This is a genomic window from Mariniflexile sp. TRM1-10, assembly GCF_003425985.1.
GTDB lineage: Bacteria > Bacteroidota > Bacteroidia > Flavobacteriales > Flavobacteriaceae > Mariniflexile.
In genome coordinates this window covers 82,214-108,703 of record NZ_CP022985.1, presented here as the reverse complement: position 1 = coordinate 108,703, position 26,490 = coordinate 82,214, and the positions used below count along the sequence as shown (strand labels likewise).

Below are 26,490 nucleotides of genomic sequence, written 5' to 3'. Positions count from 1 at the left end.
GTCTTAATTAAAAAAGAAGCTGTATAAAAAGTCCATTAAATTTAATTTGTCAGGTTGAGCTTGTCGAAACCGATAATGATTGCTAGTAAGTTAAAATATTTCGACAAAGCCTGTGCTGAGCTTGTCAAAGTGCTCAATATGACATAGAACTAGACTTTTTATACAGCTTCTTTTTTATTTAGACAATCTCTTAGTAATTTTTGTATTTATCATTTAGTCCAATACCTTGTAAAATCATAGGTGTTATTTTATCTAGGCGAGTTTGTTTAGTGGCATCGCGTTTAGCTTCGGCAATAAACTCACAATATTCACGCTGCTTACTTGGTGTTAAAAGTTTGAAAGCATCAAATAAAACGGTGTTTTCTTTTAAATGTTTTCGAAGTCCCTCAGGAACCACAATATCTTTTTTTGTTGTTTTGATCGGCTTTATTTCTTTTCCTAGTCTTTGATTCTCAATGGCTTCTTTTACATAAGCTAAAACACTGTTTTTATCAATATCGTTAATAGATTCAAAACGCATTTGCCTTAAACCTTTGGTTTTTTCCTGAGCAGATTGCAGTAAGTTTTTTTCATCTTTAAGAAAGACACCATTAAAAAACCAAATGCCAAAATGCTGTTTAAAAGCACCCAAACCAATCACATTTTTACCATCAAGAGCATATATAGGAGCGTTCCATTTTATAGATTCTTCTAACTCGGTGCTATTAATAATACTGCGTAAAAGTGTTAATGCCTCACTAAATGGAGCATGTTCTTCAATGTATTCTTCAACCGAATTTACTTTTTTCATGGCAGTGTTTTGAAGAAGTTTGATAATGTAGTATTAGAAAATTAATTTAAATAATTTTTAAATCCTATCAAATAAAATGTTTCCTAAAAAATAAAAAACCTCGCTAATCTACGATTAGCAAGGTTTTGTCCTACGTGGTGACCGGGCTGGGACTCCCAAATAAGAATTAACACGCTCGTTATCAGTATATATTTTTTATTGTTGTGTCACTTTTGTGTCAGTTGAAGCTTTAAATCTGTTAGGAGCTCGATGGTTTTATCCACTATTTCTTCATTTTTCATCGGTATTTTATATCCTGCCTGATTCTCATTTACCATATATTCTTCATCCAAATTGTCTCGTAACAACCAATTAAGGTCTACGTCTGGAAATTCTTCGATGACTTTAGACAAAAACTCGATAGAAATTTTTTTACCATTTAGATATTGCGATAATTGCGTGTAATTCATACCGAACTTATCGGCGCAATCCCCTATGGTACGGTACTTTTTCTTAATTACCACCTTTAATTTTTCTCCAAAATCCATATTTAGAATAATTATAAATTATACTTATTGGTAAATATTTTGTAATTTTATTTACTTATTTGTATATATTTGTAAACACATTTAAACAACACATGACAAATTTAAACAAATTAACAACACTTTACAATGTGCAATCGCATAAAGAACAAGAGGTTCTACAAGATTTGATAGAAAACCACTTGCCAAAGGAGTACACCGCATTGGTTATTGAGAAGCTTCAGGAGAATAATCAAAAGGTTTCTTCTTCTATGGTGCGAAATGTTAAGTGTGGCACAAATAAAAACATCGCAGTGTTTAATGCCATCATTGAAGTCGCCAAAGAACATAAAATGATTTCGCAACAACTTAAAAAAAATCTGCAAAAAGCAGAATAACAAAAAAAATTATGACCACACCAACCACTACAAGAATTTATCCAGGATTAAATAATTCGTCAGTTGAGTTTTTCATCCTCAATGATCAAGTGAAAGCGTTCACAAACGGTAAACTACAAGATTTCTACGATTTGCCATTCGGCACACTGCTGATACTTCGTGATGCTTTGGACAAAGAAAATGAGGTAGATACTATTTTAAAGGATTGGCATCCCGATTCTGAAATGAAACGCTTAGAAAAATTTGTACGCTGCCGTTTTGGTGGCCTAGACTTCAATCCAGACATCGAAGATTTACAACTACAGAAAGGTGAATATTGGGATTGCCCATTACGCGGCGTTTGCAAAGGTGAAGGCGTTGTGTGCAAAAATTTGGAATATAAAAACAACGAGCTGATGCCAAAAGAAATAAAGTTGATCAAACTATTGGCTACCAATTTAACCAACGATGCATTGGCCGATAAGCTTAAAATGTGCATGGGTACTTTCAATCTATTCAAGAAGGGGCTATATAAAAAACTAAACATACAAACAAAGCAAGAAGCGGTATTAATAGCCGTGGAGCTTAATCTGCTTTAGGTGCGAGCCTACTGGCGTTCTTTTAATCAAATACTTCATAGGAAGTACTTTAGTTGGTAACCGCTGCTTAGGTGGCGGTTTTTAAAACGAGTTTAACAAAAAAATTATATAAACATGGCAGTAAACAAAAAACACCACGCAAAAATTGAAGAAGGTTTTAAAGAAATCTTCGGAACTGAAACAAAAAAAGAAGGAAAACCATACGCAGATGGTGCTTATGATGGATTGAAAACCATTGTAAAAGACCCTTTGAACGAACATCAAATCATTGCTTTAGCCGGATTAGCTAAAGAGGTTTCTGTAAGTATGATAATGAAGCGATCTGGAACAGGTATAGTTATTTGTTTTTGGTAAAGACATCACAACACTTAGTCTCTCACAAATAAGTGTTGTTGGAGTGATTGATAGATAAACCGCTGCTTAGGTGGCGGTTTTTAAAAACCACAAATCATGCTAAAAGGATATTACAGCAATTTAGAAATAGCAAAGATAGTACACCAGTGCAAGAGCATTGACGAACTAAAAAAAGCAGGCCATGCATTGGTAACGCTCCATGAGGATTATGAAATTTTAGATATCAGATTCTTCGAGCTGCTAGCCCACAAACGAATTAGAATAATAATTGACGCTTAAAATTATGAAAAAATACATCATCATCTTACTAATGTTCTTAATGGCATTATTAGCAAACGCACAAGACAAACGTTTTGCTTTATACAGTTACACCGATCCTGTGGCCACTTATAAAGATGGCTTTAACATCGGGTTTGGTATCGAGTACCAAATGACGGTTTATTACTTTAAAGCACAGGCTTTTGTCTTTCCAGACCTACGAGGTAAACAATACATAGAAGTTACCGGAACCCCTTTAGGTTTTAATCAACATTTTGGTATGGATTCGTTTAGGACCTACCAAGGTTTAAAGCTAGGCTTTATACGCAGAGAGGCTTGGCATCCAACGGTTGGTTTGGAAACAGGTTTAGATTTTTACTTCAACGGATATAATGACGGGTTTTGTATTGGTGGCGGCTTTAGCTATGATCTTAGAACCGATGGCAAAGAGGAAGATCCCGACATTAAAGACTACTGGCGTTTAAGCGGCTTGATTAAAGTTGGATTTACATTTTAAAAATTTACCATATGGATTATAGAGAACAAGTTTTAAAATATCAAAGTATCCTAACTGAAAATCAAATTTTTGAATGGAATGAAATCATTATGAATCCTGATTCTTCTACTAGAGATTTAGAACTTTTTGTGAATAAAACCCAACCGTCTAGATTTTTTGTTGAATCAAAAATTAGAGGGCTTGAGAACGAGTCCAGTGATTTGCAAAAGCGTTTAGAATATTCAGAAAAATATAGAGCTCCAGAAACTCATAAAGAACATGTAAAAAATCTAATAGTAGTTAATTCCAGTCAGCTTGAAAAATGGGATTTGGTTTACTCGAAATTATACAAATGAAACTGCTTTACACCTACAAGTTTTGGATTATTACAGCTGCAGCTTTAAAGCTCATGCTGATTATAGTTTTTTTAATGCTTATCAATTAAGAATGAAACTAATATTAAAATTTACCGAAGAAAATAACAATTTTTCTCATGGTGTTGAATTCGGAAGGATATTTCACAAGTTAGAAAATGGTTATAAAAAAATTGATAATAACGGATTTCCAATTAGGATAGAAAATAAAGAGCTTATAAAAAATGCTTGTTTAAAATATGATTATACACCATTATTTGGAGAAATATATTATGAAGAATGGATAGAATTTATGGCCATTAAGAACGTATCGTTATCTAATTAATTTATGCGAATGACACCAATCCAATCTAAAATAAACGCCGTCAAAAGTCGGATACTGCAGATAGAAACTAGTGATATGTTTTCTCCGGAAGAAAAACAAAAGCTTTTAAAATGTAACGAAATAGAGTTGGAATGTTTAGAAAATAAAAAAAATGAACCAGAAACCCGAAATGATTTGGAAGTTCGACAAGGATGGAAACGAGCGGCCGCTTCAGGAACAATTAGATAGAAGAAAAGCCGATTTAGAAATTGCTTTCATGCATCTAGAATGGTCAGAAAAAAATCCTTTGCGGCTTGATCAGCTAAAACAAAAAATCCATCAGCAAAACACCCAAAAGCATCTTAATAAAATCAAGTCCGATATCAGCACATTAGAAAAAAAAATCAATCAATCAATAACTGCCACCAATTAAATGATTACATCAGAAAGTATAGACCGCGTACTAGAAATTAAAGTAGATGAAATAATCCCTAAAATTTGGGACCTTAAAAAAGCCGGAGGAAACTTTAAAGGTAAGTCCCCTTTTAATCCTGAAGACAGAACGCCATCATTTGTTGTGTCTCCAGCTAAAAATATATGGAAATGCTTCAGTACCGGTAATGGTGGTTTTGGTCCTGTGAGCTACATCATGCAAAAAGAAGGTGTAGAATGGATTATAGCCATAAAAAAAGTAGCTGATATTGCTAACATTACCTTAATAGAGGAAGCCTTAACGCCCGAACAACAGGAAGAAAACACCACGTTTGAAACCTACAAGAAAATGGTAGAGTGGGCAAACAAAGTATTTTTAAAGAACTTTAATGACTTGCCGGTCACTCATTGGGCAAAACAAAACCTGGAGAATAGAAAATTTAGTGATGAAATTATTACCAAATTTGGTATAGGTTATGCGTCGCCCGATTTCCACCAACTTAACAAACGCTTTAAGGAAAAAGCCAAAGTAGATGAAGCGGTTACTTTGGGCTTAATTTCCCATAATCCGCCAAAGTATTTCGATTATTTTATAGATAGGATTATTTTCCCTATTCAAAATTCGCAAGGGCGGGTCATTGGTTTTGGTGGACGCAAAAGCAACGACGAAAGCGTTAAACAATTCCCGAAGTATTTAAATTCTCCCGAAACCCCACTTTACAATAAATCAAAAGTACTATATGGCCTGCACCAAAGCACAGCAGCTATTATAAAATCGAATCGCACCTACCTGGTTGAAGGCTATACCGACGTGATGGCGTTTCATAATAGAAATTTAGAAAACACCGTTGCGACATGTGGTACCGCTTTAGATATTCAGCAATGCAAAATCCTAAAACGTTTGTGCAATCACATAGTTATTGTCCGGGACGGCGATAAAGCAGGACTGGAAGCTTGCTATCGAGATATGGATTTACTATTGTCCTGTGGTTTCCGTGTTTCGGTCGTGGAACTTGCAGAAGGTGAAGATCCTGATAGTATCGCACGGCAATATCCAAAGCTGCAGGAATACATTTCCAATAACACGCTCGATGCTTTGCTGTGGAAAAGTGCCAAAGTACGTGACCTATGCGAAACGCCCGATGATATTTCGGCAGCTGCCGAATCTATCTGCAGAAGTTTATTGCATATCTCCGACCCTATAAAAAGGAAAGAATACATAAAAGAGTGTGGCAAAAAATTAAAAATTTCGGCAAAGGATTTAACCACTAAAGTAACCTTGTTTAGCAACCTGCAGGAAACGCACGAAAAACGTGAGCGCTTAAGTTTAGACCAGGAACTCATGCAAATGCAAAGCCGTGGATTTCCTTCAGATGGCGACCTTCAGCAGTTCAAAAAAGACGGGTTTGTTTATTCAGAATTAGAAAAGGCCATCTATTTTAAATCATCAAACGATATCTTTTTTAAAGGATCAAACTTCATCACCAAACCACTATTTCATATTATCTCAAGTAAAGACGAAGGGAAACGTATTATAGAATTTACAAATAATATTAACGAAACGGGGGTGGTCGATTTCACTAACAAAGAAATTTCCAGCTACACTTTGTTCCAGGAGAAGATAGTAGACCGTTACAACTTCACTTTCGAAGCTTCGGTAAGTGCATTAAATTTTAAACAGTACAGAAACCGATTATTGTACAGCTTCGATAAGGCCTATGAATTTACTACGCTTGGCCAACAGCCTGAAGGTTTTTTTGCATTCGCAAACGGGGTGGTTTTAAAAGATGAATTTAGAGAAGTTGACGATTACGGCATTGTACAGGTAAAGGACCAGGAGTTTAACAAGGAAGGCGATAAAATAGATCTGTTCTATTCGCCATCATGCTCTAAAGTAAACTTAGGAAATCGTGATGATGATGATAGTTTCGAAAGCGTAAGAAGCTTTGTTTATAAAGAATCGCCGATAAATTTCAATCAGTGGATGGACTTAATGGTTAAAATCTACGGCAAAAAAGCATATACCGGTATTGCTTTTAGTATTGCAGCGGTTTTTAGAGACATTGTGGTTGATCAATATGGGTTCTTTCCACATCTATTTTTAACAGGTCAAAAGCAATCGGGTAAAACTACTTTTTCAGAATCGCTTACCAATATTTTCACCATCGGACAGAAAGGATTCGACTTGAACTCTGGAAGTATTGTTGGTTTTTTTAGGCGTGTAAGTCGAATATCAAACATAGTCATTGCCTTGGAAGAGTATCATGATAGTAATATTCACGAAATAAAATTCCAAGTTTTAAAGCAAGCTTACGACGATAGAGCGCGTGAAACTGGGGTGGCTTCTGGCGATAAAAAAACCAAGTTAGACCGAATAAAATCGGCTTGCATAATACTTTCACAATATATGTCGGTACGTGATGATAATTCATTGTCGTCTAGATCTATTACCGAGCACTTTATGGAACGCGTTTATTCCGTTGAAGAAAAGCTGTCCTATGCCCAATTGAAGCAATACGAGCGCGAAGGATTAACAGGCATGATGATCGATATTTTAAAGTACCGGGAATCCATTCAAAAGGAATTAACACCGACGATAAATGAATTGAATAAATCATTGCTAGAACGCTTCGGAAAGGATGAATATATGGAGAGAATGCTTAACAACTTTATAGCTATTATGGCACCTGTAAAAATTATGTTCAGCAAATTTTCATTTCCGTTTACGTGGAAAGCCTTTTATAATCATTGTATTGAGGCTATTCAAGAATCTAGCAGTATGATAAGCGAAACCGAAGGAACTGCTAAATTCTGGCAAACTTTAAGTTACCTGGTAGATAGACGCATTATTAAAATTGATTTCGATTTTAAAATTGAGAAAAAAACCAACTTCAAAATATACCAGGGCAAAAAAGAAGGAGAAGCGGTTTACGAAGAAGTCGTCAACAAAAACGCTGATGAAATACTATTTCTTCGATTAAACAAGGTGCATCAAGATTATGTGGAAGCGGTGAGCAAACGTAAAAATGAAGAGCCTATTGGCGAAAGCACGTTAAAAGGATATTTCAAGAGCAAACCTTATTTTCTTGGAGCTATTAAAGGCCTGCAGTTCCAGAACGGCAGTAGCAGCTGTTACGCTTTTAATTATACCATGATGAAGAATTTAAATGTCGTAGAGCTCGAACGTGATTATTCTGCAGAGAATGAGCCGCCTGTGCCTGTAAATGTAGCAAACGCTAATAGTTACACTGAAGCAAAAAATGATGATGACCCTGAACTAGAGTTTTTTTAATTATCAATTCGAACTTTTAAATAAATAATCCCATGGCAGAAATAATAAAAATTGAAGTACAGGTTAGGCTTGCGACAAAAGCCGATTTGGTTATAAAAACAAAGCTTTTAAGAATTGGCCAACCTTACTATGTTCATTGTGAAGAAAGCAATAAAATAGAAGGCGTGTTTATGATAGATGCCTACACAAATTCAGTAAAGCTTCAGGAATTATTTTTAGCAAAAAAAGTATACGTACCGGTAACAGATTGGCGCGATTCGATAATGTACGATTTACAACAAACAGATTTAAAACAAGCTAACAATTATGGCCATAAAATACTTAAAAATATCGGGTAACACCGAATGTTTCACTATAGACGATGGAAATCCAATAGAATGCACCCCGTCGCAAGCCATTAAACCTTGCGTACCCCAAGATCATTTCGATATGATTGAAGAATGTAAGGTGTGTGGAAAAAAATTTTAATCCAAATAATTATGCCTATCAAAAAATGCACGCCAGAAATGGAACAATACTTTATTGAAAATGCCTTTTTGCTATCTGAAAAGAAAATGGCAGCAAGATTTAATGTATCAACTGCCGTTGTAAAAAGGGTGTTTAAAGCGTATGGTATTGTCGTGTCTAAAGAACAGCAAATAAAATTTAGATCTCAAGCTTTGAAAGGCAGAACCACCTTTACAAAGGAAGAAGATCTGTTTATTAAGAACTATTATTTACAAATGCCGGTAAAAGCTATTGCCAAAAAACTTGATAGGAGTTTTTGTGGCGTCTCCGGAAGATTAAAAGCGATGGGCTTAGAAGTTCCAAAAGAATTACGAGAGGCCAGGAAAGAAAAAGGGATGTACAGACAAGGGCAAGAACCAAAAAACAAGGGCAAAAAACAGCATGAATATATGAGCAAAGAAGCTATAGCCCGAACAAAAGCCACGCGTTTTAAAACAGGCCATAGTCCGCATAATACTTTACCGGTCGGCTCTGAGGTTGTTAGACATGATAATCGAAATAATACGTCATATTTAATGATAAAGCCTCCAGGGAAAAGAAAGTTGGTATATAAGCACATATATAATTGGGAGGCAGCCACAGGCAAAAAACTAAAAAAAGGGTTTAACATTATTTTTAAAGACGGCGACACCCATAATTGCGAGCCAATAAACTTAGAACGCGTAAGCGATGCCGAACTTATGCGCCGCAATTCCATACATAATTACCCTCCAGAAATAGTAGAACTGGTTCAGCTTAAAGGAGCTGTAACAAGACAAATTAACAAATACAAAAACGCAACAAAATGAGTCCAGAATTAAAACAGAAGTTAGATAACATAGTTGGTAAACAATTTAACTATAAAGGCAAAAACATAACTATTGAAAAGTATAAAGATGTGCGAGGCGCCAACGTTGTGGTATTTTGCCCAAACCCTCTTAATTTTTTAATGAGCGAAGTAGAGGGTTTTTTGCAATCGTTGTTAGATCCAGTTGTAAAACAAAAACATGTTACCGCTGTTTACGTTCCCAAAAATGAGTTGGCGGTTTTCGAACCAACCAAAGAGAATAAAGTAATAAAAGAAACGCTGCTAGATACCTTGATACAAATTAAAAAGAATCCTGAGTATATAGCACAAGCAACCGCGATATGTAATGTAGTAGATAAAATGGTGCAGGTCCAAAAAAACGAGATTCACATGCTCGCCATCATTAATAAAATAAAATAAACTTAAGTATAACCTAAAAACACATCAAATAATGATATTCAAATTAACTTTCGATGATGGCAGAATAGAATGGTGTACTGCCAAAGACCAATTACACCTACTAAAATCTTATGATGCTGATTTTGATTTGCCAATTCAAGAAATTGAAAGCATAGATCATATTTCAGACGAAGAAGCAAAAACAATCATGGTTCGCAATATCGAATTTGACGAAGATAATCCTGATGATATGCCCGAAGAAATTTGCTTATATGATTTGTCAGTAGGCGAAGATTTCGTACTCATCGCCTCTACAGAGTTCTATTAATAACTACCAAAAAAAGAGGTTAAATAACAACAAATGCAATTCTTAATAGGCGCAATAATAGGTTTCTGTGTAGCTTTTATAGGCTTGGGAATTATTATTGCCGTATTAATACAACTTTTAAATGACTTAAAAAAGAACCGATGAGAGATACATTAATACCATTAAAAGGGGTAAGCGACGAAATCAAAGAACTTACCGCGGTACAAAGTCTAAAAGCCGTACTGCGAATAAACGAACGCCTGCGAAAAGAAAACAAGCAGCTCCAGGATCGGCTGGATATTTTTGAAGAGAACCCTGATATTCGAGGGATGAGCAGAAAAATAAACACACAAAAATTAGAAATCGAAAATTTAACAAAGCAATTAAAATTATGAAGACACTAAAAATTATTCCACCAAACGGACAAGAAGCATGCTTCGACAAAAAAACGGGAGAAATAACCTTTAAAGAACTTCCAAAAGACATCAAGGAACGCATTAACAGTATTGAAGACATTTTTAAACTAAATGGAACAACTGAAGATGACTTTAACAGAAAATGGGAAGGTTTTGATCCTTATCACAAACACCATGAATTTGAGCTTTTAATGGTATCAGCTTACAACGAAGGAAAGATGCCGAATTTTACCGATGGAACTGATAAGTACTATCCAATATTTAATATGGGTTCCCCTTCGGGCGTCGGGTTCTCGTTCTTCGTTTTCGATTTCTGGCACTCGCTTTCGGGTGTCGGTGCCCGCCAAGTTTTTTGCGGTCCTAACGCCAAGGCTAACATGTTGGATGCCGTTAAAAAATTCCTTCCACAATATAAAGATTCAAGAACAATTTAAACAAGCACAATGAAAAAAGTAACATTAAAGGAGGCGTTTGCCCAAGAGAATTTAGACCCTAATACTATTGAAATTAAAGGAGTTCCCGAAAGGCACATAGAAGCCTTAAAAGCCGTGGCACAACTTTTTGTGATGCACGATGCCGTAAACCCCGATTTTCAACCAGACTATACTAATAGAAAGCAATCCAAGCATGAAAATTGGTTTAAGGTGGGTTCCCCTTCGGGCGTCGGGTTCTCGTTCGACGGTTGCGATGGCTGGCACTCGAATTCGGTTGTCGGTGCCCGCCTTGTTTCTGAATTCCCAAAGGCTTCAGAATACATTGCCGAAGAATGCAAAGAGCAATATAAAAAACTAATGGTTTACGAACGCCCAACGGCAAAAAAATAACAAATACAGGTGGTGTGATGCTTATGCTGTAGTTCCCCTTCAGGCGTCAGGTTCTCGTACAACGATTACGATAACTGGAACTCGAATTCGAATGTCAGTGCCCATCTTATTACTTGCATCACAGACCTTGCCACTGGGCAAAAGACAAATTTTTTAAAAGGGCTTTGGTATTCCGATAGCTATCGGGAGAATGAGACCAGCTAAAATAAGGCTAAAATGAAACGAAAAGGAAACTTATATAGTAAAATAATCAGTATTGAAAATCTGAGACTTGCAGACCAAAAAGCACGCAAGGGCAAACAAAACACTTATGGCGTACAATTGTTTGATCAAAATCCAGAAGGTAATTTTTTAATACTTCAGGATCTGCTTGCAAACAAATTATATAAAACATCACAGTACGATATTTTCACAGTTTTTGAACCAAAAGAACGACAAGTTTACCGGTTACCATACTTTCCAGACCGCATTGTTCATCATGCGATCATGAATGTTCTCGAACCAATTTTTGTATCAAACTTTACTGCAGACACGTACAGCTGCATTAAAGGAAAAGGCATACACGCGGCGGCCAAAGCGGTTAAAAAATCATTAAAGGATATTCCTGGTACCACCTATTGCTTAAAGCTTGATATTAAGAAGTTTTACCCTAGTGTAAATCACGAATGTTTAAAAAAACTGCTTCGTAAAAAGTTTAAGGATGCCGATTTACTATGGTTATTGGATGAAATAATTGATTCTGCCGAAGGATTGCCCATAGGTAATTACTTAAGCCAATATCTTGCAAACTTTTACTTGTCATACTTTGACCATTGGATCAAGGAAGACAAAGCCGTTAAATATTACTTCAGATATGCCGATGACATGGTGATTCCTGCACCGTCAAAAGATTATTTACATTCACTTTTAAACGAAATTAAACACTATTTAAACTTAAATTTGAAGCTTCAGGTAAAGCAGAACTATCAAGTATTTCCTGTTGAAGCTCGGGGTATCGATTTTGTAGGTTACAAGTTCTACCACACGCACACGCTACTGAGAAAACAAATCAAAAAAAACTTCGCAAAAATGCTGAAGAATAACCCAAACGAAGCTTCCATCGCTTCATATAAAGGTTGGACAAAGCACTGCGATGCCAAACATTTAATAAAAACATTACTACCAAATGAACGAATTTAAAAATTTCAACATCAAGCCAACCCTTAACGCCTTCGTAGGCGATAAAATAAAGATAGACCGTGTAATAAACGTGCCTATTACCGTTCACGATTTTAAAATCGAAGCATCCACTGTAAAAGAAGGCACCAAACGCTTAACCCTTCAGATAGAAAAGAACCAGACCAAGCATATCATTTTTACGGGTTCTAAAATTTTACAGCAACAAATAGAACTAGTGCCAAAGGATAAATTCCCGTTTACAGCAACCATCATAAAAGACAACGAATATTTCGAATTCACTTAAAAAATGGAAAAATACATACGCCATATTATACCAAGAATAAAATTCCTTCTAATGTGTATCCTGACATTGGTAGTTATTTTGATATGGCCACTCCTTTATTTTTGCTGCGACCACTTGTGGCTATACGATTTTAGAAACTGGATAATAAATGAATTCGATAGCATCCAAGACGATATTGAAAAGCACAAACTTTAACAATTTAAAAACATACAATTATGATGGAAATTATAGAATGGTTTAAAAATGCTAGTCCCGAGGAATTTTGTTTAGGGCTTATAGGTATAGCTATTTTTATAAGATTTATTTACGAGATACTTACTGATAAATAGATATCAAATCTTTTAGAAGCGTCTTTTTCCCAGCATCGAACCGGTAATTCAAAAGCGTCTGCATTAAGCAGGCGCTTCTTTGTTTTGGGCCATTCCGGGAATGGCCGTTTCTCTTTTGAACCTCTTCAGGATATCTTGGAATTTTTTTAAATCCCCCGCGCCCCCTTTGTAATCAAAATAATAAGAAAATATATTTGGGGTGGTTAAATAGTTCAAGAGTTCAAGAATAGTATAGTATATAGTTATAATATATTGTATATCAGTATAATAATACTCTTGAACTGCCTTTAAAAATCCTTGAACTTCTTGAACTCTAAAAACGGAGTTCAAGAAAAAACACCATAGTTCAAGAAGTTCAAGAAGTAATCACTTATAAATCAATAACTTATGCTTATTGAACTTTTTTTGTAAAAAAATGATATAAATGATATTTAATAAAATTTACTTATTTGTATATATAAATTAAAAAGTTTACTTTTAGGTATATTTTTATTTATATGGATAATAGTAAACGTGTGGCAAAATCGCCAAACACTTGCCAGATTAGTTTATTTTTTACTGGAGCTCCAGAAGCATCGGTTCTATCGAACACCGATACATTTTTTACTTCCTTATTATCTAAGGACCACCAAGCCGATTTATACGTAACATCCGGAAGCATTAATATTTCCGAAAAAACTAAACAGACCCGTGCGGGCCTGCAGTACATTCAAACGGTTAAATTCTCTTTACCATCAACCGATGAGCTTCGCGCCACACGCATAGATCAGTTTAGAAAAGTGAAGTTTATTGGCGTACGGCTTACCGACAACCGCGTGCTTTTTTTTGGGCGTAACGACGTTAAACAAAACACGAAACCTAAGGTGAGCGTGTCTTCAAACGAAAAGATAACGGCTGTCCAATACCAACAAACCAGTATGTACCCTCTTAGTTTCTTGGTTCAGGAAGTATTTGTTTTCCAAGATGGTATTCAATTTATATTTCAAGATGGAAGCTCCTTTAACTAACCCATACCTATGCATAGAAGTATTATTCCTGTAAATATACGTCCGCATTTAGTACCATTTTTATACCAGGAATTTGAAGGTATAGAAGAAAATTATTTAGACTCCAGAGTAAAAGCCGCCAAAATAAGCACCAGAACCGTTTTAGGTAAAATAATCCGGTTGCTGGCCGAAAAATCAGAAAAACCATTAAAAGCAAAAAGTTACAATGTTTTTTTATCTGTAAGAAACAAAGAAAGCTGTGACTTTTTTGGAAGCGTCTATAAATACCAATCAGGATCCTATTCATTTTTAAGATTACCCGAAGAAGGATGCCGACTTTTAAATGATCATTTAGAAGACACCTTTCGGCTGGTTCTGGTAAGTTTTGTTTTGGGATATGTCACAAAAAAAGAGCAAGGCGATGTGGCCGAAGCCTTAAATATTTTCTTAGACAGCTTTAATCTTCGGGAATTTGGTTATAGCGAACCTACCATTAGGCGTATGTACGACAGGGAATTGCAATCTGGAGCCATCTTGAAACGCCTTCAAAAATCCATTTCAAATAGAGTTTTAAACTACGTTTAGTTCATGTCTTAAACCAATTAGCTAATTCATTTTATGTTAGCAATATATTTAAAAGCACATGAGCTTCGAAGCAAGATTAACCGACAGGAAACCCCTAACCGCTGCAATGGCTAGCGAAAACCTCGTGTTTTATGTAGTAGACCAAAACGATCTTACCGAACATCCTTCAGGATCTAGTTACCGGGTAAGCAAGGCCGAATTAAAAGCCATTTTAGGAGTCGATTTACTTCTTAACGAAAAGTTTGTGGAAAATCCGTCGTATGCAGACATTCCCGCAATGCTGGCAGACCAGGCAAATCAAACTCCCGGAAAGGTGCAGCACGTTGTAGATGCTACTGGAGATATAACAGTCGTTGCAGGGTATGCATACTATGAATATTTAGGACCAGCTACAGCAAGCTTAATAAACTACCGAAAACTTAGTGCTTCAGAAGTGGCCTTGCTTCAAAACAATACTGGTTTTACAACCTTCAACACCGAAGCTGTATCTGAAGCTTTAGCAGAAACCGTTGCCACTTCCAAAATAAGTTTTGAATATGCTGCAGATGCGGTAACAAAAGTATTGTTTGATAAAGTATTTACGGCCCATCTTCAAGCGTTCAATAGCATTTTAGCAACCAAAAATATAGAGCTCGTGCTATTTAACCGCACGAAACAAAAAACATTAATAGCCACTGTTACGGCTTTTGCTTTTTCAAATGTCGATAATTTATATTACGAAGCTTCGGTAGCAAGTACCATAGATAAAGACGATGTTTCTGTAAACGATGTTATTGAAGTTAAACTCGATGTATCAATTAAAGTGCCTTATACCGGAATTACTAAAATAAGCGGTTTTTGGTTCGATACAAAAGATAACGTTAATCAAAACGCCATAGAAGTAGGGAACACATTTAACGGATGGGATGACGATACCTATGTTGTAGGTAAGGTAATAAGCCTGCCGGTTGTCTTGCCAGACGACTTATACGATGATACAAAAATAAAACTAGCAATAAACGCACCGGCTTTATGATATACGTATTGATAATATTGTTTATATCGGTTGTTTATTTACTGATAAAAGTAAAAAAACTAGAAAAAAAAATAGTTGAAGAACAACCTTTAGATATTTTAGAAACACTCAATGGAGGAGTGATTTTAATGTACAAAAACAAAGAAATTTTTAATGTAAAACCAAAAGAATAATGAAAAAATACAGTTTAATAATAATTTTACTTTTGTTGAGCTCGGTTGTTTTTTCTCAAGCTCAAGTAGTTGATGGTATAGGTTATAAAGAAGCCAATGCTTCTAAAAAAGCAATTCTGGTTTCTTTTGATAGTACAAAAAGATGGCAGGTTTTTGACGAATTAAACAACCGTTGGGAATATTGGGACGGCGACAGTTGGGAAGTTTTAGGCGCAACGCCAGATTTATCAGGATATGCGCAACTTTCAGCAAGTAACCTATTTACAGGGGCAAATAACCAGTTTCAAGATATTCAAGTAGGTGATTACTTGTTCGACTGGACTTCCGCAGGACAGCAATTACATGTTTCAGGGGCTAATGTTTTCACAATAAGTGGTATTAATCCAGGGTCTCCTACGATTACACCTCAGTTAACGGTTGATGGCAATGGTATTAGTGTTAACTCACAGAATAAATTAACTACAAATAGAGCTTATTTTAAAACAAACCTGTTAACGGTTCAGTCATATTATCGACTTCCAGATATTAATTCTTTACCCGGCGATACTGCCACGCTGCCTGTTTCGGTTAACGGTGTTTTAGCTGATAATACAGGAAATATCACTATTTCAGGCGGCGCAACCCAACTAATCGACCTAATAGACATAAACACATCTACCCCTACAAACAGAAACGCATTATTGGCTGATGGTGTAGATTGGGAGAGTCGTCCGATTGTTGAAGCTGATATTAGTGATTTTGGGAGTTACGCCACTTTAAATACTGAAGAAACAATAACAGCCACTAAGCATTTTAATGATTTTATAGGATTGACTACAACGACACCTGGTGCTGGATTTGGAATTCAATCAAATCTTACAGGTAGCGGGTCTTCATACTATGGAGAAAATAGTGGTACAGGTCAAATAATTAGATTTGATATAAATAGCGTAAACGGTAGAGGGATTTTATTAAATGGGGGAACGTCATCAACTAATGATTTGTTGACCATTCAAAATAATTCGGCTACTACTTATTTTATTAAAAAAGAAGGAAATGTAAATGCTAATTCATTCGTTAAAATAGGATCTACTTTAAATGATATTCTAACAGGTAACGGTACAACAAAAGCGTTTATAAACGACAACACGCTAGCTTCTGCGACATCAACCAATATAGCGAGCGCAGGAAGTCTTAAAGCTTATATAGATGCTGCAGATACGGCTTTGATAATTGGAAATGGAGCAAGCCCAGATCCAGAAGAATATACAACTACAGGAGGTGAGACAACGTGGGTGCTACCAAATCCTATAACAAATTCACATCAATTTTTTGTAAATGGATTAATTCAAAAAGTCGGAGTTGATTATACTTGGGCAGGAAGCACTATAACTTATTTAACGACTATCACGGCAGGGGAATTGCATCGGTATGATAGTAATGTTTCGGCATTTAGTGGAAGTGCTGCACCTGTTATTGAGGGTAGTTGGTTGATGCAAGCAGGATTCGGCAGATACTACTACACTAAAACACCTGAATATAACACTGGTTCAGCATTTTACCAAACATCAGCCACTAATGTTCCTGCTATGAATTTATCTGGAACTACAGGTATAGGTTTGCCAATAACAGATAATAAAACAATAAGCTCTATAAAGGGTACGATTATAGCAGAACAGCCCTTTACCACTACTTTATATTTCGTAAAAAAACATCAAGAGTTTATAACTGCGGATTTTAATATTACGGCTGCTGATAATACATTAACTACTTCAACTTATGTGTTTGTAGCAGGTGATGTAGGGAAAACAATAAGAGTTGTTGGAGCAGGAGTAGGTGGTATTGTATTAACAACTACTATAGCATCATTTACAGGTGCAAATGAAGTAGAGTTAACTGCTCCTGCTGATACCACTGTTGCATCCGTAGATGGGGCTTTGGAAACAAATACTCTTTTATACACAAGTCCGTCAATATCGGTTAAAGCATTTTCTCCTACAATTATAGACATTACTGGTATATCTTTTTCTTTACCAGAAGGAGATAGACTTATAATATCAAACATGGAACCAACAAGCGCAGCCAAACCATTAACATTATCTCTAAAATTATATGAATAACTTCAAAATAAATAAAATGAAAAAAATACTTTTTATAGTACTGCTAATTAGCTCATTTGGTTTTTCCCAAGAGGGTACTAAAATATTGCGTAAAAATATTCCAGACAATATCAGTTTAAATACCAAAGTTTTTATCCCTACGTCACCAACTGATTTTACAAGTCCTAACGCTGCTAATGCTAATAAAAAATGGGAAATACAAACAGACATTGATTTAGCTGGAGGTTCTTTTACAGCTCCAGCCAATATAACTATTTTTCTTAATGGAGGTAATGTATTGAATGTTGGAACATTTGTTGGTAATAACACTTCATTTAGTTTCATAAATGATGATGCTGTATTTGATTTATTTAGCGCCACGGTAAGCGGTACGTTTAAAACAAAACATTATGTTGCTACCAATTTTGGAGCAATTGATGATAATTTAAACACTACAGATAATTATCAAGTAGGCAAAAATTTATTAGATATTGTTAATTCTGTCGGAGGAACTCTGGTTTGGAATAAGAAAGACACTGGTAAGTATTGGGCAAGTGTTCAACCTTCAGCATTAGATAGTCCTTTTTATCCTACTTCTAATGATGTATCATGGTTCGTGGGTAATGGTAATGATTACGTAACCGTAAAACATGAAGCAGGAGTTGAAATTATAACTATTACAAATGATTTACCTTCAACTGCTCGTTATATATTTTATAATACAAGAGGAAGTCAGGTACTTGGTGGAACTTTAAGAGGTGATAGATATAGACATCGTTATAATAGAGAAATTCTTGTAAGTACAGCAGCAACTTCAGCAGCCTCTATTACATTAACAATAACTGTTCCTGACCCATATAAGGATATTACAACACTTGAAACATTAGTTGAAGTAATACCATTAACACTTTCTAATGCAAATACAAATGCTACTGAAATAGCAGATTATATTAATACTAATTTAGGAGCAGATGGATATGTGGCTACCGCTACTGCAAACAATGTTGTGTTTTATAAAGAAGGTGTGGATTTTACCATAGCAATAGATGTAGGTACAACAGGGAGTGCATTTACATTGACTCAAAGTCCTTATGAATGGGGGCATGCTTTTTTTATGAGTTCAAAAACTTTCTTTAATAAAATTGGTGGAGGAATAGTAATGACAGAGTTTCATGGAGACGGAATATCAGGTGGACAACAGGGTAATGGAACGTCTAATATATTAACGGCTCATTTGACTAATGGATATATTGATGAATTTGGCGTAGCTGATAATTTAAATACTGATTATTATTATTTAACTACTCCTAGAACATTACCAACTCCACATGAATGGTTCAGTTTTGCACCTAATGCAATGGCTTCCGTAGATTTATTGCATTATAAGTATTGGATGTTGTATTATGATGTTAATGATAATTTTATTGAAAAGTCTCCAACTTTAATACCTTATGAAAGCTATTATCCTAGAGTGATGGGTGATGATAGACCAGCTATTGCAAAGTATAGAATACTTGTAGAAAACAACGGTACAAATATTTCTGATTTCTACTATTTTGTTAATAGTAGAAGTTACGCAATAGGCAACGTGTATGAAGATTTTGAAATTTCACATACTAGACGCCAAGGTATTTCTAATCCTGGAATAGACTTTACAATAAGGAACTTTATTATAAGAGATGTTGGAGGCCAAGAACCTCAGTTTGCTCTAGATATAGAAGACGACCATAAACATCCTATGGGATGGATGATTGATAAAGGTCATTTTTGGAATAATGCAAATGGTGACATAATCGTAAAAGGGGCGTCTAATGGTGTTATTTCAAATTGCTTGCATAAACAGAATTCATGGAATCCAAGATTTCATGATACTAGAGGTTTAGCTTTAGACACAGGATATGGTAGACAATTAAAAATATATGGTAATACTTATGAACATAAAAATGTTCATTTAGACATTAATATGAATTTTTATGGTAACCATTTATTTTATAGTAGGGTTTATGCTAGACAAGGTGGTTCATTAATTAATGGAAATTATTTAATAAATTCATCAATAAATGATGGTACTAAAGTTGGTGAAACTACTTCACAATCAGGAGGGGGAAATAGTTTAACATATGTATATAGTAATATATTCAAATTCAATGATGGATGGGTTAATGATGATTTAATTGTTAATACAAATAATATTGTTTGGAATAACAACCGATACGACTTCAACGACAAAGTTACAAATCACGGGGCTATTGCAGACGAATCATTAAGAACAATTGTAATAAATGATACTGGCAATAACAGACTAAGAGCTGATAGAACCACAACTTTAGCCAATAAAGGAACTTCAAAAGGAACTGTAGTGACAGGATTATCAATTCAACCTAGTAATTTACATCGTTTAGGGTGGGCTGAATATGCAGCAGATTTAGAGGATTTTAGAATAGAAGGAAGTTTAAGAATTTGGAGTGGCGTACAAAAAGACTTTAGAATAAGAAATGGAGTTATTAATGGTTTCATTAATTTTGAATTAACACAATGGTTAACAGATGGAGTAGGTGCTTTTAATACTATTAAAGTAAAAGACATAGATGTAAAAGTTCCAATAGAAATAGATGCTAATGAAGGTTATCTAAATAACACTCAATATGGTGGAGCTAATCTACAAGCTTTATTAAGAACAAAACTTGATGCAAACTTAAACTTAGTGTTCAATAATTGCACCTTTATAATGGATGATACTTCTACAGGATTGTTTATGTACTTAGGACATCGAGGATACACAAAGTTTATAAACTGTACGTTTATTGCTGCAACATCACAAACTATTGATTTTACAAGTAGTGGTGCATTTGGTATTGGTGTGCATACTGGCACTAACACTGGAGCAATTACTAATATTAATCCTACTGTAGATAATGTATCTTTTGTTTATAGAGTAGGAGATACTGAAGTTTTATACTAGATTACAAAAACATAACAAGCGGAGAATTTGAAGTAACACATTTATAAATCACAAAATCATAAATCATGGAAGAAACAATCAGCAAATTTTGGTACCAGACTTTAGACTGGTCAATGATATGGGTATGCCTTGGATCGGTAGTCGCACTATTACTATATATGGGTGCGTATGGCACTAAAGAAATAGTGCAAGGCAAATCAGGCGAAATAATTAGAAACAAATGGGTAAAACCGTTTTATCATTTGGTTTCTGCTTTTGTGGTTCTGGCCATGATTAAAGAGATCGGCTTTGATTCTATAAAATCATTTATAGGCCTTTCGCTGGACGCAGAAGGCAAGACGATACACACATTAGCAGTGATATCTGGTTTAGGAGGCGGGTATATCCTATCTAAACTTATTCGTTTCTTTCAAAAACTTAAATAAACATGTTTTCAGACTATCTATTTTCATTTTTCGGCGTGCTAATTTTATGGATAACGGCACCTGTATTCCTTTCGGCAATATCTACAACAGCTGTAGTGATGTATTTTATTTCAATGACAAAAATTAATGTGGTCGATGTGAAATATCAAGGTAGTTGGAAAAGGTATTTTAAAAGTTGGTTTAATATATTCAAAAAATAAACATGGAAAGAATCAAAGTTAACTCAAATTTTTATTTAGACGAATTCGTTGATCCTTATACTTATTTTAACAACAATGATAATGGTTTAAGTTTAGTTGATGAAAGATTGTTTCAAGTCGCTCAACTTCTAAGGTTTCATTACATGAGTCCTGTTTATATTAATAACTGGTGGAAATTATATTTAAAATATAAAGACACCAGAAGCATTCCGCACATTATACAAATCATAGAAAGAGAAAATGAAAAAGACAATGTTAATATTTGGAGCGGTATAAGAACATCTAGATGTAATATTGGTAGCAAGCTTTCAGCGCATAAAATTCAAGCAGATGGAAAAGGTATGGCTATTGACCCTAAAGGAAATGAATTGATATTTTTCCTGATTGTTAAGAACAATGCAGAAGTTTTTTATCATTTAGGCGTTCGTCGATTAGAAGATATAAGCATAACTCCAGGTTGGCTTCATATAGATTTGCTTGAAAGAAACACCAAACCGAATTCTATTAGAGTTGTGGATAGGACAAAGTCAACAAAAACTTTATATTTTTAATATGAAAAGCATCCTTAAAAAAATCACCATAGGTACCATTGTTGTCTGGCTAAGCTATATTTTTATAATGCTATTAATGTTATTTATTTTAGGCTGCAAAACCAAGCAAAAAACCATTGAGCGAGAAAAAGAATCCATTATATCAAATCTTGAGCAAAAAGGCATTAAGATCACCAACAACGATATTAAAATAGATTCATTTGCTAAAAAAGGATCAAGTGTTTTTAAAGTGAATGATAATCAAACCTTAGAGCTCACTCAAGCAGATTCCAGCAAAACAATAACTCTAGAAGATGAAAAAGGCAACAAACTAAAAATTAAAGGGGCAAACGCCACTATTAAAAACGAGAAAACCATCACATCACAGCAGGATAGTTTGGTAGTTGACTTGTCAAAAAAAGACAAGACAAAAACTAAAAATGAAAGTCAATTAAAAAAGGAAGATTCCAAAGATTCTGTGAAGCGAAAAGCAGATAGCGATGTTAAAACTACGTCTATTTGGTTATGGATTGTAATCGCAGGTGTCGTGATAATTATTGTATTATTTTACATTAAGAAAAAGACTTCTTTTTTGAATTAAGGTTTATTAATTTCCTTAATCCCAAATTGTGCAAATCCGCTTTCGTTCCATGTCTTAAACCAATTTAGACTAATTCTAGACATTAGCCTAAAATTAGTTTAAATGAAAGTTAATCCCTTATTAAACGATTTATTTCGTGGTGAATGGCTACTCGATGTAAATTTTATATCCAGTGCAGCGCCCTTGGTTAGCAATCTATTGAAAGGGCTTCCTATTAATCTTCCTGAAGCCGCAAATCCATCGTCCATTCTTACCATTTTTGACGAAAACGGAAACAAGTTAAAACCAAATGCAGAAGGGGGAATCTCTATCCCTGAAGGCTCTATTGCCATGGTTAGTATGGTAGGGGCCGTTATAAAGTACGGCGATTTTTGCACTTATGGTGCAGATGAAATTGTCGCTGCTTTACAAAAAGCCGAAGACAATAAAAATATTAAGGCCACCATTTTAAATATTGATGGTCCTGGAGGAGCTGTAAGTGCTATTGGTCCTTTTATCCAGTTCGCAAAAACAAAAACAAAACCTATTGTTGGATTGGCAGACGCCTGTATGTCGTTGCATTATTGGACAGCCGTAAGCGTATGCGATTATTTAATGGCAGACAACGATGTCTCTGCACGTTTCGGCAGCGTAGGTGTAGTTTCCAGTTTTGTAGACGCACAAAAACACTGGGAAGCCCAAGGTTATGTGTTTCATGAAATCTATCCAAAAGAAAGTGAGCATAAAAATTTAGCGTTCCAAGAAGCCTTAAAAGGCAATTACGATAAAATCCGTGAAGAACATTTAGCACCTATTGCCCGAAAATTTCAAGCAGCCGTAAGAGAGAATAGACCAGGATTAAAAGAAGAAACTGGAGTGCTTACCGGTGCCACTTTCGACGCCGATAAAGCCTTTGGTTTAAAGATGATAGACGGCATTGGCGGGTTTAAACAAGCTATTAATATAGCACATGTATTGAGTGAATTAAAAACAAGTATAAATCATTAATCAAAAATCGAACAGTTATGAAATTTAAATTATTTGCAAGAACAATTGCGCTTATGACGGCCCTTTTTAGTTGGGGCGAAAATGTGCCAATTGTAGAAGGAAGGGTCAATCTAGATGATGACCAAAAACAAAAGCTTCAGGAAACTTTAGGCGAAAACCTTAGTGTTGAAGAAGTTTTAAAAGGCATCAATAAAGAGATAGCCGATGCAGCTGCAGGCGACGCTGGTGTTCAAGCAGCTAAAGAAGAGTTAAAGGCTTTATTAGACAAAACAGATTTAACCGAAGCCGAAAAGAAACAAATAACAGATCCCGATCCCGGAGCGGAAGTCTCACTGGCAGACCAGCTCAAAAAAGTAAACAAAGAGGTTGGGGAAAAGTTAACAGAAATGAACGAGAAAATCATGAAATTAGTTATTAATTCTGAAGGTGATACTCCTGCAGATATCATTGATAAAGGCTTGAAAGGTGAAAAAATTCAGCATTCAGCGACTCATTTGTTCGGATCTTCTAAAATCTATGATGCTTTTGCCGATAGACCTTGGAATAAACGAGCTGCAGGTTTAACAAACCATGCGACCGATTTTAGCGATAAAATCCAAGTAGAAAAATTAAACGGCGATGTAGAGCTGTTCTATCGTGAGAATCCGGACAAAATTGCGTCTTTAATTCGTGATAATTTCGGACTGCCTTCTTTCTGGCCAAAACGTTTAAATGTAGACGATAGAGTATCAGATGGTACCATTGTTACTGCAGAAATTACGCAAGCTAGAAAACTGCCATGGTTACCAAAAAACAAGCAAAAAATTGAAACTGAAGAAGGAAAAATTTTCCCAGTTCAAATTGATGCCGAATTTATAGGTTTCAACCTTCAGAAAATGGAAAGCTCTTGGTTGAATTCTTATAACAAAGAAGGCTCTCAAGCTTACAAAATGAGTTTCGTTCAGTTCCTTTTATCAGAATTGGATAAACGCGCTCGTATAGAAGATAGAGTGTCTACAATTAGCGGTGTGTATGTGGCAACTCCAGAAAACGCTACGACAGCAGCTAGTTTTATGCAACGTCAAGATGGTTTGTTATATCAGATTTGGAAAGCCATCAACGTTACCAAAAAATTAAAACCGTTTGATTTAGGGCTTCCTACAACGTCAAATATTGTCGATTATGTAGACAGCATGATTAAAGCGTTACCGGATGAAGTAAGAATTCAGCAAGGTTTGAAATTCTATTTGTCAGATGAGTGGTTACGTGCCTACAAACGCAGATATGAGCAAATTCATGGTAGCTATACCGATTATACAGGATATCCTAAAAACCCAAAAGACTACACAAACATCGATTTTGAAGCGATGCCGGACTTTTCAGGATTGGATATCATGTTTATCACTTTTAGCGATAACATTGAAATCCTTGAAAATATACCTGCAGAAAAAAGCAAGTATCATTTCGAAATGCTTAAACGTATCATTTACATTTTTGCCGATTACAAATTAGGTGTGCGATTAATTCATATAGGTACCACCGTAAAAGATGGTGATCCAGACGAATTTAAAGTACAATCGGTTTGGTCAAACAATGCTCCAGCGTTTAAAGCAGATTATTTTATTCCGGTGTATGATGATACAACAGGAAAAGTATCGGCAAAATACAGCAACCTAACCGTTGATGCTGCTTGGGCTACAGCAATTACCGAGTTTACCGGTACTTACGAAAATCAAATCATCAAAATAAAAGGAAACACATCTTTAGCAGGAGCTGTTAATGTGACAGATGGTGCTAAAATAAACCTTGCAGGCGATGCGCCGTTCGACCTAAAATCAGGAGGTACGTTAACGTTAATAGCCGCTGCCGATGGTTCGGTTACCGAAATTAAACGTACAACTGCTCCGGCAACTGCTCCTAGCACAACGGTTAACTTCTCCGGAACTACTGTCGATGCTAATGCAGGAACCGTATTCCAATACACAGGTGGTGCTGCTACTTTAGTAAGTATTACAGGTGGAACTGAAGGTAAAGTGATCAAAATTATGGGTGCTGCCGCAAGTGCGTTGACTGTTGAAGATGTACCTGGCAATATTAATGTATCTGGCGATGCTGTAATGGATGCCGATGGCGACTTTGTAGAATTGATTCTTGTAGATGGTGTTTGGGAAGAGAAATCTAGAACCATAGCCGCTTAATAAAAATGTATAATATGCCTGCGGTAACACGCAGGCTTTAAAAAATAAGAATCATGACATATTTAAAAACAAGTGTTCCTAGAGCCAATACCGGCACAAGCCCAGGAGCTTATAAAGCCAAAGTGCCTAATGTTGCTATTGTTGATGCCGATGATATTGATGTATGGCCATCACGTGATAGTAAAAATATAAAAGAAGTAGGTAACTACGTATTGAAGGCAAACGCTAGAATGATACGTATTTACATGACCCCTGAAACGATTGAGGCAGGTTTTGAAACCGAAGGACCAGAAGACGGTAAAGTGTTTAAAGCAACCTTTAAAGGAGAGCATCCTGGAGAGTCTTTAGAAATTAAAGAGCTTATACAAAACTGGCTTGGTCGTCCTGTAGTTATTTTTGAAGAAAACTGCCGAAACAGTACCAAAAATACTTATGGTACCAAATGTTCGCCAATGAAATTGAATCCTTCGTTTACATCAAATAAAGAAGGCACCAAACACATGCTAACGTTTGAGCAACCAAACCCGGTAGAGTTTTTGCCAGGTTATTATGAAGGCGCTTTAACCTTTGGTGATCCAGCAGCTGTAGCAGATAATAACATTAGCTTATTGAAAGCAAGTGGAAACTTTTATCAATTGCCAGCGTTTGCAGCTGCCGAAGTATTGGATATCGCTGCTACTGATTTAGATCATGGCGAAGTAGTATCTATCATCGGTGGTGGTGGTGTTTCTCCGGGAACCTTATCGGTAGGTGCGCACACAGCGGTAACGGTGGTGTTGGCTAGCGGTACGCAGTGGATAGCTCTAGAAGGTGCAACCATTAGTTTAAAAGTGTTTAAAGCAGGTGCTGTCACCTATTTAATAGAAGAGAAGAGATCATAATGTTGAATTAGTTTTGTTTAGTTGTAAAAAGGCTTGAGGGTGGTTTCTCAAGCCTTTTTTTTATGCCTAAAAAACAAGGG

32 protein-coding genes are annotated in these 26,490 nt (G+C 35.5%); 30 read left to right on the top strand and 2 right to left on the bottom strand.

Annotated elements, in window-relative coordinates:
• Window positions 1-190 precede the first annotated feature (190 nt).
• Both CJ739_RS00575 and CJ739_RS00570 read right to left on the bottom strand, forming a co-directional pair.
• Window positions 191-790, bottom strand: coding sequence for a YdeI/OmpD-associated family protein (locus CJ739_RS00575; RefSeq protein WP_117172133.1), 600 nt, complete (start codon window positions 788-790; stop codon window positions 191-193).
• Window positions 791-996: 206 nt separating this feature from the next.
• Window positions 997-1,317: a helix-turn-helix domain-containing protein gene (locus CJ739_RS00570; protein WP_117172132.1), complete on the bottom strand. Its 321-nt coding sequence runs from the start codon at window positions 1,315-1,317 to the stop codon at window positions 997-999.
• A 92-nt stretch (window positions 1,318-1,409) separates the two neighbouring features.
• Between CJ739_RS00570 and CJ739_RS00565 the strand changes: the two genes are divergently transcribed.
• The 30 genes from CJ739_RS00565 to CJ739_RS00415 all read left to right on the top strand — a co-directional run bounded on the left by CJ739_RS00565 (window position 1,410) and on the right by CJ739_RS00415 (window position 26,410).
• Window positions 1,410-1,691, top strand: coding sequence for a hypothetical protein (locus CJ739_RS00565; protein WP_117172131.1), 282 nt, complete (start codon window positions 1,410-1,412; stop codon window positions 1,689-1,691).
• An 11-nt stretch (window positions 1,692-1,702) separates the two neighbouring features.
• On the top strand, window positions 1,703-2,269 hold the full coding sequence (locus tag CJ739_RS00560; protein WP_117172130.1) for a helix-turn-helix transcriptional regulator: 567 nt from the start codon (window positions 1,703-1,705) through the stop codon (window positions 2,267-2,269).
• A 114-nt stretch (window positions 2,270-2,383) separates the two neighbouring features.
• The gene (locus CJ739_RS00555) at window positions 2,384-2,623 is read left to right on the top strand and encodes a hypothetical protein (RefSeq protein ID WP_117172129.1); all 240 of its coding nucleotides are present in this window, start codon (window positions 2,384-2,386) and stop codon (window positions 2,621-2,623) included.
• A 96-nt stretch (window positions 2,624-2,719) separates the two neighbouring features.
• Window positions 2,720-2,902: a hypothetical protein gene (locus CJ739_RS00550; protein WP_117172128.1), complete on the top strand. Its 183-nt coding sequence runs from the start codon at window positions 2,720-2,722 to the stop codon at window positions 2,900-2,902.
• A gap of 4 nt (window positions 2,903-2,906) precedes the next feature.
• Window positions 2,907-3,398, top strand: a complete 492-nt coding sequence (locus tag CJ739_RS00545) for a hypothetical protein (RefSeq protein WP_162880082.1) — start codon at window positions 2,907-2,909, stop codon at window positions 3,396-3,398.
• Between the two features lie 11 nt (window positions 3,399-3,409).
• Window positions 3,410-3,733 carry a hypothetical protein gene (locus CJ739_RS00540; RefSeq protein ID WP_117172126.1) on the top strand — a complete coding sequence of 108 codons (324 nt, stop codon included), beginning with the start codon at window positions 3,410-3,412 and terminating at the stop codon, window positions 3,731-3,733.
• A 91-nt stretch (window positions 3,734-3,824) separates the two neighbouring features.
• Window positions 3,825-4,076 (top strand): hypothetical protein, encoded by a 252-nt coding sequence (locus CJ739_RS00535; protein ID WP_117172125.1) that lies wholly within the window; start codon window positions 3,825-3,827, stop codon window positions 4,074-4,076.
• Window positions 4,077-4,227: 151 nt separating this feature from the next.
• Window positions 4,228-4,488, top strand: coding sequence for a hypothetical protein (locus CJ739_RS00530; protein ID WP_117172124.1), 261 nt, complete (start codon window positions 4,228-4,230; stop codon window positions 4,486-4,488).
• The gene (dnaG, locus tag CJ739_RS00525; RefSeq protein ID WP_117172123.1) at window positions 4,489-7,779 is read left to right on the top strand and encodes a DNA primase; all 3,291 of its coding nucleotides are present in this window, start codon (window positions 4,489-4,491) and stop codon (window positions 7,777-7,779) included.
• A 32-nt stretch (window positions 7,780-7,811) separates the two neighbouring features.
• Window positions 7,812-8,117: a hypothetical protein gene (locus CJ739_RS00520; protein ID WP_117172122.1), complete on the top strand. Its 306-nt coding sequence runs from the start codon at window positions 7,812-7,814 to the stop codon at window positions 8,115-8,117.
• Between the two features lie 141 nt (window positions 8,118-8,258).
• Entirely contained in the window at window positions 8,259-9,074 is an 816-nt protein-coding gene (locus tag CJ739_RS00515) for an HNH endonuclease (RefSeq protein WP_117172121.1), read from the top strand.
• On the top strand, window positions 9,071-9,493 hold the full coding sequence (locus CJ739_RS00510; RefSeq protein ID WP_117172120.1) for a hypothetical protein: 423 nt from the start codon (window positions 9,071-9,073) through the stop codon (window positions 9,491-9,493). Before CJ739_RS00515 ends, CJ739_RS00510 begins: the two co-directional genes overlap by 4 nt.
• Before the next feature lie 31 nt (window positions 9,494-9,524).
• Complete coding sequence (locus CJ739_RS00505) at window positions 9,525-9,800, top strand: hypothetical protein (RefSeq protein WP_117172119.1); 276 nt, start codon at window positions 9,525-9,527, stop codon at window positions 9,798-9,800.
• Between the two features lie 140 nt (window positions 9,801-9,940).
• Complete coding sequence (locus CJ739_RS00500; protein WP_117172118.1) at window positions 9,941-10,174, top strand: hypothetical protein; 234 nt, start codon at window positions 9,941-9,943, stop codon at window positions 10,172-10,174.
• Window positions 10,171-10,629, top strand: a complete 459-nt coding sequence (locus CJ739_RS00495; protein WP_117172117.1) for a hypothetical protein — start codon at window positions 10,171-10,173, stop codon at window positions 10,627-10,629. Before CJ739_RS00500 ends, CJ739_RS00495 begins: the two co-directional genes overlap by 4 nt.
• Before the next feature lie 9 nt (window positions 10,630-10,638).
• Entirely contained in the window at window positions 10,639-11,019 is a 381-nt protein-coding gene (locus CJ739_RS00490; RefSeq protein WP_117172116.1) for a hypothetical protein, read from the top strand.
• A gap of 216 nt (window positions 11,020-11,235) precedes the next feature.
• On the top strand, window positions 11,236-12,198 hold the full coding sequence (locus CJ739_RS00485) for an RNA-directed DNA polymerase (protein ID WP_117172115.1): 963 nt from the start codon (window positions 11,236-11,238) through the stop codon (window positions 12,196-12,198).
• The gene (locus tag CJ739_RS00480) at window positions 12,185-12,481 is read left to right on the top strand and encodes a DUF8468 domain-containing protein (RefSeq protein ID WP_117172114.1); all 297 of its coding nucleotides are present in this window, start codon (window positions 12,185-12,187) and stop codon (window positions 12,479-12,481) included. The genes CJ739_RS00485 and CJ739_RS00480 overlap by 14 nt, the downstream gene beginning before the upstream one ends.
• 826 nt (window positions 12,482-13,307) lie before the next feature.
• Entirely contained in the window at window positions 13,308-13,817 is a 510-nt protein-coding gene (locus tag CJ739_RS00470) for a hypothetical protein (protein ID WP_117172112.1), read from the top strand.
• Window positions 13,818-13,826: 9 nt separating this feature from the next.
• Window positions 13,827-14,381 (top strand): hypothetical protein, encoded by a 555-nt coding sequence (locus CJ739_RS00465; protein ID WP_117172111.1) that lies wholly within the window; start codon window positions 13,827-13,829, stop codon window positions 14,379-14,381.
• Window positions 14,382-14,439: 58 nt separating this feature from the next.
• Window positions 14,440-15,396: a hypothetical protein gene (locus CJ739_RS00460; protein ID WP_117172110.1), complete on the top strand. Its 957-nt coding sequence runs from the start codon at window positions 14,440-14,442 to the stop codon at window positions 15,394-15,396.
• Window positions 15,393-15,569: a hypothetical protein gene (locus CJ739_RS20205; protein ID WP_162880081.1), complete on the top strand. Its 177-nt coding sequence runs from the start codon at window positions 15,393-15,395 to the stop codon at window positions 15,567-15,569. The genes CJ739_RS00460 and CJ739_RS20205 overlap by 4 nt, the downstream gene beginning before the upstream one ends.
• Window positions 15,569-17,668, top strand: coding sequence for an autotransporter outer membrane beta-barrel domain-containing protein (locus CJ739_RS00455; protein WP_117172109.1), 2,100 nt, complete (start codon window positions 15,569-15,571; stop codon window positions 17,666-17,668). Before CJ739_RS20205 ends, CJ739_RS00455 begins: the two co-directional genes overlap by 1 nt.
• Window positions 17,669-17,684: 16 nt before the next feature.
• Window positions 17,685-20,609: a hypothetical protein gene (locus CJ739_RS00450; protein WP_162880080.1), complete on the top strand. Its 2,925-nt coding sequence runs from the start codon at window positions 17,685-17,687 to the stop codon at window positions 20,607-20,609.
• Window positions 20,610-20,674: 65 nt separating this feature from the next.
• Entirely contained in the window at window positions 20,675-21,034 is a 360-nt protein-coding gene (locus CJ739_RS00445; RefSeq protein ID WP_117172106.1) for a hypothetical protein, read from the top strand.
• 202 nt (window positions 21,035-21,236) lie between these two features.
• Window positions 21,237-21,785 (top strand): hypothetical protein, encoded by a 549-nt coding sequence (locus tag CJ739_RS00435; RefSeq protein WP_117172103.1) that lies wholly within the window; start codon window positions 21,237-21,239, stop codon window positions 21,783-21,785.
• A gap of 1 nt (window position 21,786) precedes the next feature.
• Window positions 21,787-22,365 carry a hypothetical protein gene (locus CJ739_RS00430; protein WP_117172101.1) on the top strand — a complete coding sequence of 193 codons (579 nt, stop codon included), beginning with the start codon at window positions 21,787-21,789 and terminating at the stop codon, window positions 22,363-22,365.
• A gap of 102 nt (window positions 22,366-22,467) precedes the next feature.
• Window positions 22,468-23,352: a S49 family peptidase gene (locus CJ739_RS00425; RefSeq protein ID WP_117172099.1), complete on the top strand. Its 885-nt coding sequence runs from the start codon at window positions 22,468-22,470 to the stop codon at window positions 23,350-23,352.
• A gap of 17 nt (window positions 23,353-23,369) precedes the next feature.
• Complete coding sequence (locus tag CJ739_RS00420; protein ID WP_162880079.1) at window positions 23,370-25,529, top strand: hypothetical protein; 2,160 nt, start codon at window positions 23,370-23,372, stop codon at window positions 25,527-25,529.
• A gap of 53 nt (window positions 25,530-25,582) precedes the next feature.
• A complete protein-coding gene (locus tag CJ739_RS00415) occupies window positions 25,583-26,410 on the top strand; it encodes a hypothetical protein (protein ID WP_117172095.1) in 828 nt (275 codons plus the stop codon).
• Window positions 26,411-26,490 lie beyond the last annotated feature (80 nt).

Coding starts and splice junctions, on each gene's coding strand:
- CJ739_RS00575 (WP_117172133.1), bottom strand. CDS start 790: ATGAAAAAAGTAAATTCGGTTGAAGAATACATTGAAGAACATGCTCCA.
- CJ739_RS00570 (WP_117172132.1), bottom strand. CDS start 1,317: ATGGATTTTGGAGAAAAATTAAAGGTGGTAATTAAGAAAAAGTACCGT.
- CJ739_RS00565 (WP_117172131.1), top strand. CDS start 1,410: ATGACAAATTTAAACAAATTAACAACACTTTACAATGTGCAATCGCAT.
- CJ739_RS00560 (WP_117172130.1), top strand. CDS start 1,703: ATGACCACACCAACCACTACAAGAATTTATCCAGGATTAAATAATTCG.
- CJ739_RS00555 (WP_117172129.1), top strand. CDS start 2,384: ATGGCAGTAAACAAAAAACACCACGCAAAAATTGAAGAAGGTTTTAAA.
- CJ739_RS00550 (WP_117172128.1), top strand. CDS start 2,720: ATGCTAAAAGGATATTACAGCAATTTAGAAATAGCAAAGATAGTACAC.
- CJ739_RS00545 (WP_162880082.1), top strand. CDS start 2,907: ATGAAAAAATACATCATCATCTTACTAATGTTCTTAATGGCATTATTA.
- CJ739_RS00540 (WP_117172126.1), top strand. CDS start 3,410: ATGGATTATAGAGAACAAGTTTTAAAATATCAAAGTATCCTAACTGAA.
- CJ739_RS00535 (WP_117172125.1), top strand. CDS start 3,825: ATGAAACTAATATTAAAATTTACCGAAGAAAATAACAATTTTTCTCAT.
- CJ739_RS00530 (WP_117172124.1), top strand. CDS start 4,228: ATGAACCAGAAACCCGAAATGATTTGGAAGTTCGACAAGGATGGAAAC.
- dnaG (WP_117172123.1), top strand. CDS start 4,489: ATGATTACATCAGAAAGTATAGACCGCGTACTAGAAATTAAAGTAGAT.
- CJ739_RS00520 (WP_117172122.1), top strand. CDS start 7,812: ATGGCAGAAATAATAAAAATTGAAGTACAGGTTAGGCTTGCGACAAAA.
- CJ739_RS00515 (WP_117172121.1), top strand. CDS start 8,259: ATGCCTATCAAAAAATGCACGCCAGAAATGGAACAATACTTTATTGAA.
- CJ739_RS00510 (WP_117172120.1), top strand. CDS start 9,071: ATGAGTCCAGAATTAAAACAGAAGTTAGATAACATAGTTGGTAAACAA.
- CJ739_RS00505 (WP_117172119.1), top strand. CDS start 9,525: ATGATATTCAAATTAACTTTCGATGATGGCAGAATAGAATGGTGTACT.
- CJ739_RS00500 (WP_117172118.1), top strand. CDS start 9,941: ATGAGAGATACATTAATACCATTAAAAGGGGTAAGCGACGAAATCAAA.
- CJ739_RS00495 (WP_117172117.1), top strand. CDS start 10,171: ATGAAGACACTAAAAATTATTCCACCAAACGGACAAGAAGCATGCTTC.
- CJ739_RS00490 (WP_117172116.1), top strand. CDS start 10,639: ATGAAAAAAGTAACATTAAAGGAGGCGTTTGCCCAAGAGAATTTAGAC.
- CJ739_RS00485 (WP_117172115.1), top strand. CDS start 11,236: ATGAAACGAAAAGGAAACTTATATAGTAAAATAATCAGTATTGAAAAT.
- CJ739_RS00480 (WP_117172114.1), top strand. CDS start 12,185: ATGAACGAATTTAAAAATTTCAACATCAAGCCAACCCTTAACGCCTTC.
- CJ739_RS00470 (WP_117172112.1), top strand. CDS start 13,308: ATGGATAATAGTAAACGTGTGGCAAAATCGCCAAACACTTGCCAGATT.
- CJ739_RS00465 (WP_117172111.1), top strand. CDS start 13,827: ATGCATAGAAGTATTATTCCTGTAAATATACGTCCGCATTTAGTACCA.
- CJ739_RS00460 (WP_117172110.1), top strand. CDS start 14,440: ATGAGCTTCGAAGCAAGATTAACCGACAGGAAACCCCTAACCGCTGCA.
- CJ739_RS20205 (WP_162880081.1), top strand. CDS start 15,393: ATGATATACGTATTGATAATATTGTTTATATCGGTTGTTTATTTACTG.
- CJ739_RS00455 (WP_117172109.1), top strand. CDS start 15,569: ATGAAAAAATACAGTTTAATAATAATTTTACTTTTGTTGAGCTCGGTT.
- CJ739_RS00450 (WP_162880080.1), top strand. CDS start 17,685: ATGAAAAAAATACTTTTTATAGTACTGCTAATTAGCTCATTTGGTTTT.
- CJ739_RS00445 (WP_117172106.1), top strand. CDS start 20,675: ATGGAAGAAACAATCAGCAAATTTTGGTACCAGACTTTAGACTGGTCA.
- CJ739_RS00435 (WP_117172103.1), top strand. CDS start 21,237: ATGGAAAGAATCAAAGTTAACTCAAATTTTTATTTAGACGAATTCGTT.
- CJ739_RS00430 (WP_117172101.1), top strand. CDS start 21,787: ATGAAAAGCATCCTTAAAAAAATCACCATAGGTACCATTGTTGTCTGG.
- CJ739_RS00425 (WP_117172099.1), top strand. CDS start 22,468: ATGAAAGTTAATCCCTTATTAAACGATTTATTTCGTGGTGAATGGCTA.
- CJ739_RS00420 (WP_162880079.1), top strand. CDS start 23,370: ATGAAATTTAAATTATTTGCAAGAACAATTGCGCTTATGACGGCCCTT.
- CJ739_RS00415 (WP_117172095.1), top strand. CDS start 25,583: ATGACATATTTAAAAACAAGTGTTCCTAGAGCCAATACCGGCACAAGC.